The organism is Streptomyces synnematoformans (assembly GCF_039531005.1).
GTDB lineage: Bacteria > Actinomycetota > Actinomycetes > Streptomycetales > Streptomycetaceae > Streptomyces > Streptomyces synnematoformans.
This window is the reverse complement of the sequence record NZ_BAAAPF010000259.1, coordinates 1-10,214: the sequence shown is the minus strand read 5'-3', so window position 1 is coordinate 10,214 and position 10,214 is coordinate 1. Positions and strand designations below refer to the sequence as shown.

Here is a 10,214-nt window from a genome sequence, read left to right as displayed (position 1 = left end):
CCGGTACGGGGCGGCGGTGGCGGGGACGCCGGGTCGGCCGGGGGCGGGGGCTGCGCGGGGGCGGCCGGGTGCGGGGCGGGTGCGGGGTAGTGGCCGGTCACAGGCGCTCCAGCTGGCGTTCGGCGAGCCTCGTCAGGTCCTTCTCCTCGACCGGGGCGCCGTCGATCCAGTAGATCTCCACCACGATGTCGCCGCGGCGCGCGAGGGCGATGGCCTGGTACAGCGGCGGCAGCCCCGCCTCCTCGAACGGCGTGTCGGGGAAGTACGCCCTGCCGTTCGCGGACCCCTCCAGCGGCACGCTGCGCACCCGCCCGTCCACACCGATGGAGGAGTAGGTCTGCTGGGCTTCGAGGTAGTCCACGGATCCCGCCGTGGCGTCGTTCCGGAACTGGAAGAGGTGGACCATGACCACGGACGTGGTGGTGGCCCCCTCCTCCTGCCACGAGGTGAACGCCGTCCGCCGCAGCCCGTGCTCCAGCATGAAGCCGAGAAGCCCGTCGGCCGCACCCGAGTCGGCCGCCACCTCGTACGGCGCGAGCCAGCCCTCCCCGCCGTAGCCCAGCTCGGCGTCGGTGGTGCCGTCCGGCCGGGAGACGAGCAGCTCGCGCAGGTCGCCGTCCGTCTTCACCCGGCGGTCCTGCGCGGCGGACAGCGGCTCGGGGACCTCGTCGGCGGGCAGCGGCTTCCTGGGGTGCGCGAGGCCGGGCTGGTTGAGCGGGGGGAGCGGGGTCGGGGGTTCGCCGGCCTGCTCGTGGTAGCCGTACGTGACGCCGCCGAGGGCGCCGGCGAGCACGGCGGCGACCAGCAGCAGGGCGGTGCGCAGCCCGCGGCGGCGGGGCCGGGCGCCGCCGCCCGGCGGCGCCGGGAAGCCGGTGCCCGTGCCGGTGCCGGTGCCGGTGCCGGTGTCCGTCCCGGTTCCGTCGGCCGTTCCGCCGGCTGTCCCGTACGCGCCGGGTGCCGGGCCGCCGTACGTCCCGTACGCCGGCTCCCCGGGCGGCCGGGTGTCGGGTCCGATCGGCTTCAGCCGGGTCGTCGGCGGGTCGTCGGCCGGCGGCGGGCCGCCGCCCGTTCCGTCGGGGAAGGTCACAAGCGCCCCCTGCTCACATCCATATCTGTACAGCGCGCGGTGGCGCGAGAATGTCACCCTTCCCCCGGTCCTACAGTGGGCGCATGGCGAAGAATCTTGTGATCAAGGTGACCGCGGGGTCGGACGCGCCGGAGCGCTGCTCCCAGGCGTTCACGGTGGCGGCGGTCGCCGCCGCCAGCGGCGTCGAGGTGTCGCTCTGGCTGACCGGGGAGTCGGCGTGGTTCGCGCTGCCGGGCCGGGCCGCGGAGTTCGAGCTGCCGCACGCCGCGCCGCTGCCGGAGCTGATCGACGGGGTGCTGGCGGGCGGCCGGGTCACGCTGTGCACGCAGTGCGCCGCACGGCGCGGGATCGAGGAGAAGGACGTGCTGGAGGGCGTACGGATCGCCGGGGCGCAGGTCTTCGTCAGCGAGGCGATGGCCGACGGCGCCCAGGCCCTCGTCTACTGAGCCGGCGCCGATTCCGGCGACGTGCGGCTCGGCGCCACGGGCCATAGGCTGGTATACGCGGGGCTGAGTCCCCACGCAGCTGGTGAGTGGCATGAACTCTCCGTACACCGTGGCGTTCGACGGCTTTGCCGACCCCGGAACGAGCCTGCTCGGCGGCAAGTGCGCCGCGCTGGCCGCCATGACCCGGGCCGGCGTTCGGGTGCCGCCCGGGTTCGCGGTGACCACGGATGCCTTTGCCGCACAGCTTGACCGCGGAGGGTTGCGCCAGGCCGTCGACGGCGCCCTCGCCGGGCTCACCGCAGAGCCGGGCGGCGCGGCGGCGCGCGGCGCCGAGATCCGCGGCCTGGTGGGCGGCCGGCCCGTGCACCCGTCGGTCGCGTCGGCGGTGACGGCCGCGTACGGGAAACTCTGCCGGGCCGCCGGCGGCAGCCCCGACACCCCGGTGGCCGTCCGGTCGAGCGCCGAGCTGGAGGACCTGCCCGAGGCGAGCTTCGCCGGGCAGTACGACACGTTCCTGTGGATCCGGGGCGCCGATGCCGTCCTCGACGCCGTACGGCGCTGCTGGGCGAGCCTGTGGACCGACCGCGCGATCGCGTACCGCGCGGCCCGTGGGCTGCCGGGGCGGGGGCTGCGCATGGCGGTCGGAGTGCAGCAGATGGTCGATGCCCGTACCTCCGGCGCCGCCGCGACCGTCAACCCGGCGGACGGCGACCCGTCGAAGGTCATGGTGGAGGCGGTCTGGGGGCTTGGGCAGCTCATGGTGTCCGGCCAGGTGACCCCGGACACCCACCTGGTGGACAAGGTCCTGCTCACCACGGTCCGGACGACGGTGTCGACGAAGCACCGGGAACTGGTCCCCGCCCCCGACGGTCAGGGGCTCGTACAGCGCGCGGTCGAGGAGAGCCGCCGGCGGACCCCCTGCCTGGCTCCGCGGGAGGTCGTCGAGATCGCCCGGCTGGCCAAGACCGCCGAACGGCACTTCGGCTTCCCGCAGGACATCGAGTGGGCCGTCGACCGCCAGCGCGGCGCCGCCGCGGGTTCGGCCGACTCCCCGGTGCTGCTCCAGTCGCGGCCGGAGACGGTCTGGAGCCGCCGGCCGAGGCCGCCTGCCCGGACCGGCCACGGCGCGGGCGCCGCCAGCATCGCCGACACCCTGCTCGGCCCCGGCGCTGAAGGGATCACGTCATGACGGCGGCGCCGCGCACGGCGTTCCCGAGCCCTTACGAGCAGCCCGCCCCCTCCGGCGCGGCGGGCTGGGAGGAGCTGTACCCGTACCACCTGCTCTTCCAGCCCTGGCGGCGCGCGGCCGACGAGGAGCGGTTCTGGTTCTGCGACAGCCAGCACTGGCCCACCGTGGTGAAGCCGTTCGAGGCGGCCGTCGTCGAGCTCGTCTTCAAGTCCCTGGGCCAGTTCAACACCCGGCACTTCGTCGTTCCGTCCGCGTACGGCATCGCGGCCCGCATCCATCAGGGCTACGTCTATCTCAGCCCGGTGGAGGTGCCGCAGAGCCGGGTTCCCGCCCGCGTGCCGCAGTTCCTTCAGCGCGCCGGGTACTACTACGCGAACTGGGACAGGCTGCTGGAGAACTGGAAGGGCAAGGTCCGCGGCGTCATCGGGGAACTGGAGTCGATCAGCTTCACCGAGCCGCCGGAGGTCCAGCCGTACGAGGAGATCGAGGCGGGCGTCGGCCTGGACGCCGCCGACGCCCTGCTCGGCGGATACGACCGGCTCCTCGCCCTGTGCCACCGCGCCTGGCAGTACCACTTCGAGTTCCTGAACCTCGGTTACGCGGCCTACCTGGACTTCTTCCACTTCTGCAAGCAACGGTTCCCGGGCATCCCGGACCAGGGCGTCGCGGCGATGGTGACGGGCGCGGAGATGGAGCTGTTCCGCCCGGACGACGAGCTGAGGAAGCTGGCCAAGCTCGCCGTCGCGCTGGGCGCCGACAGGGCGCTGACCGCGCCCGACCCCGGGGAGCACACCCTGACCGCCGTCGGTCGCGAGCCGCGCGGCCGCGACTGGCTCGACGCCTGGGACGACGCCCGCGACCCCTGGTTCAACTTCACGTCGGGCAACGGCCTCTACAGCGGCGACCGGTACTGGCGGGACACCCCCTCGCTTCCGCTGGGGTACATCCGCGACTACATCCTGCGCCTGCGGCGGGGCGAGAACATCGACCGCCCCCTCGCCGAACTCCTCGCCGAGCGCGAGCGGATCACCGGCGAGTACACCGCACTGCTCGACCCCCCGGAACGCGCCGACTTCGCGGCGAAACTGGACCTCGCCCGCCAGGTCTACCCGTATGTGGAGAATCACAACTTCCACATCGAGCACTGGGCGATGGGCGTCTTCTGGCGCAAGTCCAGGGAGCTGTCCGCCCTGCTGCACCGGGCGGGGTTCTGGCCCGGCGCGAACGACATGTTCCACCTCACGCGCGACGAGGTCCGGGCCGCGCTGTTCGACTACGCGTCCGGGTGGGCGATCGGCGTCGAGCCGGCCGGCCCCGGCCGCTGGCCCGCGGAAGTGGAACGGCGCCGCCGGATCGTGGCCGCCCTCGCCCGGCAGCGCCCGGAACCGGCGCTGAACAAGCCTCCGGCGGACGTCACCGAGCCGTTCAGCGTCATGTTGTGGGGCATCACCGGCGAGCGGATCCGGTCCTGGCTGGACGCCCCGGGCCACGGGGGCGACCTGACCGGCATGGCCGCCTCGCCGGGCGTCGTCGAGGGCACGGCCCGGGTGATCGGCAGCCCCGGCGAGCTGGACCTCGTAGCGGAGGGGGACATCCTCGTCGCGCCGGTCACCGCGCCGAGCTGGGCGCCGGTCTTCGGCAGGATCCGCGCGACCGTCACCGACATCGGGGGCGTCATGTCCCACGCCGCCATCGTCTGCCGCGAGTACCGCCTGCCCGCCGTCACCGGGACGGGCTCGGCGTCCACCCGCATCAGGACCGGCCAGCGGATCCGGGTGGACGGCACCTCCGGCACCGTCACCCTTCTCGACTGACGGACAGCCGCGCCCGGGGTGCGCGTCGCCTGTACCACGCGGTGGGACACACCTCGTACGTCAGGGAGACACCCTCTCGGTTGAATGTGGATATATCAGGCGTGACCCTTGGTGGTATGGACGCCTATCCGCCGCTCGGAATGGTCGTGACCGACCGGGAGGGCCTGATCACCGGGTGGACGCCCGGAGCGGAGCGCCTGCTCGGGTACACCGGCGCCGAGGCCCGCGGCCGGTACGCGGCGGAGCTGATGGACGCTCCCGCACTCGCGGGCGGGGAGGCGGCGCGGGGCGCGGAGGCCGCCGGGCCCGGTGAGCGGCCTCCGTTCCTCGACGTACGTCACCGGGACGGGCACCGGCTGCGCGTGGCCGTCTCCCGGCACACCTTCGCCCCCGAGGCGGACGACACCGGGGCGGGGGCCGGCAGCGTCCTGCTCCTCGGCACGCCGTCCGGGCCGGCGGCGGAGCGCCTGCGGCAGGCGCTGTCCGGCTGGGCACTGCGGGACTCGCCCCTGGCCCTGACGGTGTACGACACGGATCTGCGCTGCGTGTGGCAGAGCGCCGCGATGCGGCGCCTCGGCGGCCTGCCGGACGAGGCGCGGCCCGGACGCCGGCCGGCGGAGGTCTTCACCGGCTCCGACGGGGTGGAGTGGGAGGAGCGGCTGCGGCTGGCCATGGCCACGGGGGAGGAGCAGGCCAGCGAGCTGAAGGGCACCGACCTGGCCGAAGCCCGATCGCGTGTCCTCAGCGTCTCGGCGACCCCGCTGCGGGACCCCGAGGGCCGCATCATCGGCGTCTGCGCCCTCGTCAGCGACGTGACCGAGAGGCATCGTGCCCGCGAGCGCCTCTCCCTGCTGAACGACGCGAGCCTGCACATCGGCAGCACCCTCGACATCGCACAGACCGCACGCGAACTCACCGAGGTGACCGTGCCCAGGCTCACCGACGTCGCCCGCGTGGACCTGCTGGAGGTCATTCTCAGAGGCGACGAACCCGCCCCGGGGCCGCTGGCCGGCCCCGTGCGGCTGCGCCGCATCGCGGAGATGACGCTGGCCGAGGGGGTCGCCACGACACAGCACACCGCCGGCGAGGCCGACGTCTACCTGGAGAACTCACCGGCCGCCCTGTGCCTGGCCACAGGCCGGTCCGCGCTGTACCGGACCAACGAGGAACCGCCGATCCGCAGCTACATCGACCAGTCCCCCGAGCGGCAGGCGAAGGTCCGGCGGCTCGGGACGCACTCGTGGATGCTCCTCCCGATGAAGGCCAGGGGTACGACGCTCGGCGTGGTGTGGTTCACCCGCACCCGGGAGACCCCCGAGAGCTTCGGGGAGGACGACCTCTCCCTCGCCGAGGACGTGGTGGCACGGGCGGCGGTCTGCCTGGACAACGCCCGGCGCTTCGCCCGCGAACGCGTGGCGGCTCTCACCCTGCAGCGCAACCTGCTGCCGCGGCGGATGCCGGAGCAGTCGGCGGTGGAGTCCGCCTCCCGCTACCTGCCCGCCGCACAGCAGACCGGCGTGGGCGGCGACTGGTTCGACGTGATCGGGCTCTCCGGAGCCAGGGTCGCGCTGGTCGTCGGCGACGTGGTCGGGCACGGCATCCTCGCGGCCGCCACGATGGGACGGCTGCGTACCGCCGTACGCACCCTCGCCGACGTGGACCTCGCTCCCGAGGAACTGCTCACCCGCCTCGACGACCTCGTCATCCGGCTGTCGGCGGAGTCCGGGGCCGACACGGAGCCGACCGGGGCGCAGGTCGCCGGGGACATCGGGGCCACCTGCCTGTACGCGGTGTACGACCCGGTCTCCAGGCGCTGCTCCATGGCGCTCGCCGGTCACCTGCCGCCGGCCGTCGTCCACCCGGACGGCACCGCCGCGTTCCTGGACGTCCCCGTGGGGCCGCCGCTCGGACTGGGCGGGCTGCCGTTCGAACCGACGGACGTCACCCTCCCGGAGGGCAGCCTGCTCGCCCTCTACACCGACGGCCTGATCCATTCCCGCCACCGGGACATCGGGGAGGGACTCGACGCTCTGCGGAGGGCGCTGGCCGCGCCGGCGGACTCGCTGGACGCGCTGTGCGACCACGCCGTACGGACGATGCTGCCCGCCCACCCCACCGACGACGCCGCCCTGCTCCTGGTGCGCCCCCGGACCCTGGACAGGCGCAGGATCGCCGTATGGGACGTGGCCGCCGAGGCCGCCGCCGTGGCGCGGCTGCGCTCGGACACCGTCCGCGTCCTTGCCGAGTGGGGACTGGAAGAGGCCGCGTTCGTCACCGAACTGGTGGTCAGCGAACTGGTCACGAACGCCATCCGGTACGGCGCCCCGCCGATCCAACTGCGGCTGATCCACGACCGCATGCTGATCTGCGAGGTCTCCGACTCCAGCAGCACCGCACCGCATCTGCGGCGGGCCCGGGTGCTGGACGAGGGCGGCCGGGGCCTGCTGCTGGTCGCGCAGCTCACCGAGCGCTGGGGCACGCGGCACACGACGGCGGGCAAGACGATCTGGTGCGAGCAGCCCCTGGCCGCGGACGGCGACCGGCTTACCGGGAGGTAGCCGCCGGCGCCGCGGCACGCCGCCGAGCGCGGCTCAGAACTCGTCCCACCACTTGTCGCCCTCCTCCCACCGGTTGCCGGTGATCGCCGCCAGCGGCGGCAGCACGGCCGCGACCACGCACATCGCGACGGCCGCGGGCGCGGAGAGCGGGTAGACGACGGTGCCGGCCAGCACGAACAGCAGCACGGCGGAGCCCATCAGCAGGAAGTAGCGCCTCCGGCGCCGCGGCTGACTGCGCGGCACCCGGGGGTCCAGCCGGAAGCCGTGCAGACGGAAGCCCCGCATCCCTCCACGGTACGCCCGGGAGGGGGTGCGGGGCTTCCGCGCGGCCTGCGCCCGTACGGCCTGACTCGGCCCGCGGGCCGGCCCGCGGGTCAGACCGCGATCGCGACCTCCGAGGGGCCGCCCTGCCGGGCGACCACCGTGCGGTCGGCGGTGCCGCCGGGCACCAGGGCGCGTACGGTCCAGGTGCCCTCCGCCGCGTAGAACCGGAACTGGCCGGTGGCCGAGGTCGGCACCTCGGCGGTGAACTCGCCGGAGGCGTCCAGCAGCCGCACGTAACCGGTGACGGGCTCGCCGTCGCGGGTCACGGAGCCCTGGATGGTGGTCTCGCCGGCCTTGGCGGTGGCGGCGTCGGGGCCGCCTGCCGTGGCTCCGCACATGAGGGTGGGTCCTTTCGTCGGTCTGCGCTGGGGCGGTCGGGCGTTCGGGCGGGGGTGCGGTCGGTCAGTCGTTGGCGCCCAGCTCGATCGGCACGCCGACGAGCGAGCCGTACTCGGTCCAGGAGCCGTCGTAGTTCTTGACGTTCGGCTGGCCCAGCAGCTCGTGCAGCACGAACCAGGTGTGCGCCGAGCGCTCGCCGATGCGGCAGTAGGCGATGGTGTCCTTGGCCAGGTCCACGCCCTCGCCCTCGTACAGCTCCTTCAGCTCGTCGTCCGACTTGAAGGTGCCGTCGTCGTTCGCCGACTTCGACCACGGGATGTTCCGCGCCGAGGGCACGTGCCCGGGCCGCTGCGACTGCTCCTGCGGCAGGTGCGCGGGGGCCAGCAGCTTGCCGGAGAACTCGTCGGGCGAGCGGACGTCGACGAGGTTGAGGGAGCCGATGGCGGCGACGACGTCGTCGCGGAAGGCGCGGATGGAGGTGTCCTGCGGCTTGGCCCGGTACTGCGTGGCCGGGCGCTGCGGCACCTCGGCGACCAGGTCGCGGGAGTCCAGCTCCCACTTCTTGCGGCCGCCGTCGAGGAGCCTGACGTCGCCGTGGCCGTAGAGCTTGAAGTACCAGTACGCGTAGGCGGCGAACCAGTTGTTGTTGCCGCCGTAGAGGACGACGGTGTCGTCGTTCGCGATGCCGCGCTCGGACAGCAGCTTCTCGAAGCCGGCCTGGTCGACGAAGTCGCGGCGCACCGGGTCCTGGAGGTCGCTCTTCCAGTCGATGCGGACGGCGTTCCTGATGTGGTTCTTGTCGTACGCGGCGGTGTCCTCGTCGACCTCGACGAGGACGACCTTCGGGTTGTCGAGGTTGGCCTCGACCCAGTCGGCGTCCACCAGGACGTCACTGCGGCTCATCTGTTTCTCTCCTCCGGAGCGCTGAGACGGGGGTACGGGCGGGTGTGCGCCCGGGGCGCGGCGGGCAGGGCGGAGCGCCGGGCGCGGAGTGTGGGACAGCCGGGCGGACGGTGCGGGGAGGCACGGCCCGGCTGGGGGCGGGAGCTGCGGACCCGGACCCCGGTCAGGCGGTGCGACAGAGCATGGCGGCGACGCGGCACAGGTCGACCGCGCGCCGCTTGGTCAGGTGATCTGCCTGTCCCCTGGGACGGGGACCGCTCATCGAGCACAGCATGCCCCCGATCGTACGGAGGGACGTGCGCGTGTGTCACCGCTGTGTCGAATGATGAGACGACTTCGTCCGGATCGCGGGATAGGGGAGGGCGTGCCCGGGCCGGGCGCCGGGGTGCGCGGGGCGTGCCCGGGGCGGGTCTTCTGCGGTATGGACGCGGGGGTCTCAGCCTACGGACGCGGGGTCCGGGCGGGCGGCTGAGTTGCGTGCCGAGCGCTCGTCGCCCAGCTCCACGTCCTCGCCGCCGCCCGTGACCACGATCCCGTCCTTCGTCACCTCGACGTCCGTCAGCCGTATGCCGGGCGGCAGGTCCTCGACCGTCCAGTTGTAGTCCATGCGGTCGCGGACGAAGTCCTCCAGGCCCGGCACGCCCCGGAGGTTGTCGACGTCGGTGGCGCGCAGCCGGATCGTGTCGCCGTCGACCACGCTCACCTCGCCGAACAGTGACTCCTCCAGCCGCTGCCCGAGGAAGCTCGCCCCGACCGTCGCCCGCACCTTGTCGTCGCCGGCCGCGTCCCTCCCGCCGTACGACACCTCCACCACCGGCAGTGCCGCCGAGATGTCCGCGTACGTGATCGTCACCGTGCCGTCGGCCCGGTCCGCCGTCGCGCGGTCCCAGTCGTCGCCCTCGATCCGCACCCCCGCCAGCTCGCCGCGCACGCCGTCCAGGCGCAGCTTCCGGCCGCCGCTGCCGACGGCGTCGATGCCGTCGATCCGTACGTCCACGGCCTCGAACTCGCGGGACATCACCTGGGTGAGGAAGGGGAACCCCTTGATGTCGATCTCGGGCCGCTTGGACAGCCCGTACTCCTTCTCGATGCGGTCCGCCGCGTCCGACTCCGCCAGCCGGAGCGCGATGCGGTCGGCGGCCACCGCGAGCACGCCGAGCACGACCAGCACCACCGCTGTGATCCTCAACGCGCGCATCGGCTCTCCGCCCCCCGGTCGGTCCTGCCCGAGAGCTTAGACAGGTGTTCGGCCCCGCACCCGCAGGTTGGCGGGAGCGGCGGCCGGTCTCCGGCACGGTCACGGATCAGAGCAGCGCCCGCCCGAGCAGGTACACCGCCGGCACCGCGAGCGCGAGTGGCAGCGACACCCCGGCCGTCATGTGCACGAACCGCGACGGGTAGTCGTAGCTCGCCACCCGGACCGCGACGAGCACGCACACCCCGGCCGCCAGCCCCAGCAGCCCGCCCGCGGCGCCCAGGTCCGTGCCGAGCCCCACCGCCAGCCCGCCGGCCCCGGCCGCGGCGGCGGCCGCGGCGGGCGAGGCGTTCGGCGGC

10 protein-coding genes and 1 pseudogene are annotated in these 10,214 nt (G+C 73.9%); 4 read left to right on the top strand and 7 right to left on the bottom strand.

Annotated elements, in window-relative coordinates:
• Positions 1–97: 97 nt before the first annotated feature.
• Complete coding sequence (locus ABD317_RS27975; RefSeq protein WP_344293193.1) at positions 98–1,087, bottom strand: hypothetical protein; 990 nt, start codon at positions 1,085–1,087, stop codon at positions 98–100.
• An 83-nt stretch (positions 1,088–1,170) separates the two neighbouring features.
• Between ABD317_RS27975 and ABD317_RS27970 the strand changes: the two genes are divergently transcribed.
• From ABD317_RS27970 to ABD317_RS27955, 4 genes are all read left to right on the top strand, one after another.
• Positions 1,171–1,533, top strand: a complete 363-nt coding sequence (locus tag ABD317_RS27970; RefSeq protein WP_027753184.1) for a DsrE family protein — start codon at positions 1,171–1,173, stop codon at positions 1,531–1,533.
• A gap of 91 nt (positions 1,534–1,624) precedes the next feature.
• Positions 1,625–2,722, top strand: a complete 1,098-nt coding sequence (locus ABD317_RS27965) for a PEP/pyruvate-binding domain-containing protein (RefSeq protein ID WP_344293190.1) — start codon at positions 1,625–1,627, stop codon at positions 2,720–2,722.
• The gene (locus ABD317_RS27960; protein ID WP_344293188.1) at positions 2,719–4,536 is read left to right on the top strand and encodes a PEP-utilizing enzyme; all 1,818 of its coding nucleotides are present in this window, start codon (positions 2,719–2,721) and stop codon (positions 4,534–4,536) included. Before ABD317_RS27965 ends, ABD317_RS27960 begins: the two co-directional genes overlap by 4 nt.
• A 116-nt stretch (positions 4,537–4,652) precedes the next feature.
• The gene (locus tag ABD317_RS27955; RefSeq protein WP_344293186.1) at positions 4,653–7,094 is read left to right on the top strand and encodes a SpoIIE family protein phosphatase; all 2,442 of its coding nucleotides are present in this window, start codon (positions 4,653–4,655) and stop codon (positions 7,092–7,094) included.
• 33 nt (positions 7,095–7,127) lie between these two features.
• On the opposite strand, the gene ABD317_RS27950 is transcribed toward ABD317_RS27955, so the two are convergent.
• The 6 genes and pseudogenes from ABD317_RS27950 to ABD317_RS27930 form a co-directional block, all read right to left on the bottom strand.
• The gene (locus ABD317_RS27950; protein ID WP_344293184.1) at positions 7,128–7,379 is read right to left on the bottom strand and encodes a DUF3099 domain-containing protein; all 252 of its coding nucleotides are present in this window, start codon (positions 7,377–7,379) and stop codon (positions 7,128–7,130) included.
• Positions 7,380–7,468: 89 nt separating this feature from the next.
• On the bottom strand, positions 7,469–7,756 hold the full coding sequence (locus ABD317_RS27945) for a DUF1416 domain-containing protein (RefSeq protein ID WP_344293182.1): 288 nt from the start codon (positions 7,754–7,756) through the stop codon (positions 7,469–7,471).
• A 64-nt stretch (positions 7,757–7,820) separates the two neighbouring features.
• Positions 7,821–8,660 carry a rhodanese-like domain-containing protein gene (locus ABD317_RS27940; RefSeq protein WP_027753188.1) on the bottom strand — a complete coding sequence of 280 codons (840 nt, stop codon included), beginning with the start codon at positions 8,658–8,660 and terminating at the stop codon, positions 7,821–7,823.
• 163 nt (positions 8,661–8,823) lie between these two features.
• Positions 8,824–8,922 carry a putative leader peptide gene (locus tag ABD317_RS37905; RefSeq protein ID WP_425582454.1) on the bottom strand — a complete coding sequence of 33 codons (99 nt, stop codon included), beginning with the start codon at positions 8,920–8,922 and terminating at the stop codon, positions 8,824–8,826.
• A 174-nt stretch (positions 8,923–9,096) separates the two neighbouring features.
• Positions 9,097–9,858, bottom strand: a complete 762-nt coding sequence (locus ABD317_RS27935; protein ID WP_344293179.1) for an LmeA family phospholipid-binding protein — start codon at positions 9,856–9,858, stop codon at positions 9,097–9,099.
• A gap of 106 nt (positions 9,859–9,964) precedes the next feature.
• Positions 9,965–10,214: pseudogene (locus tag ABD317_RS27930) on the bottom strand (hypothetical protein); the annotation flags it as partial.

Excerpts from the sequence above, each read along its gene's own strand:
- ABD317_RS27970 (WP_027753184.1), top strand. The coding sequence starts at position 1,171 with ATGGCGAAGAATCTTGTGATCAAGGTGACCGCGGGGTCGGACGCGCCG.
- ABD317_RS27965 (WP_344293190.1), top strand. The coding sequence starts at position 1,625 with ATGAACTCTCCGTACACCGTGGCGTTCGACGGCTTTGCCGACCCCGGA.
- ABD317_RS27960 (WP_344293188.1), top strand. The coding sequence starts at position 2,719 with ATGACGGCGGCGCCGCGCACGGCGTTCCCGAGCCCTTACGAGCAGCCC.
- ABD317_RS27955 (WP_344293186.1), top strand. The coding sequence starts at position 4,653 with ATGGACGCCTATCCGCCGCTCGGAATGGTCGTGACCGACCGGGAGGGC.
- ABD317_RS27950 (WP_344293184.1), bottom strand. The coding sequence starts at position 7,379 with ATGCGGGGCTTCCGTCTGCACGGCTTCCGGCTGGACCCCCGGGTGCCG.
- ABD317_RS27945 (WP_344293182.1), bottom strand. The coding sequence starts at position 7,756 with ATGTGCGGAGCCACGGCAGGCGGCCCCGACGCCGCCACCGCCAAGGCC.
- ABD317_RS27940 (WP_027753188.1), bottom strand. The coding sequence starts at position 8,660 with ATGAGCCGCAGTGACGTCCTGGTGGACGCCGACTGGGTCGAGGCCAAC.
- ABD317_RS37905 (WP_425582454.1), bottom strand. The coding sequence starts at position 8,922 with ATGAGCGGTCCCCGTCCCAGGGGACAGGCAGATCACCTGACCAAGCGG.
- ABD317_RS27935 (WP_344293179.1), bottom strand. The coding sequence starts at position 9,858 with ATGCGCGCGTTGAGGATCACAGCGGTGGTGCTGGTCGTGCTCGGCGTG.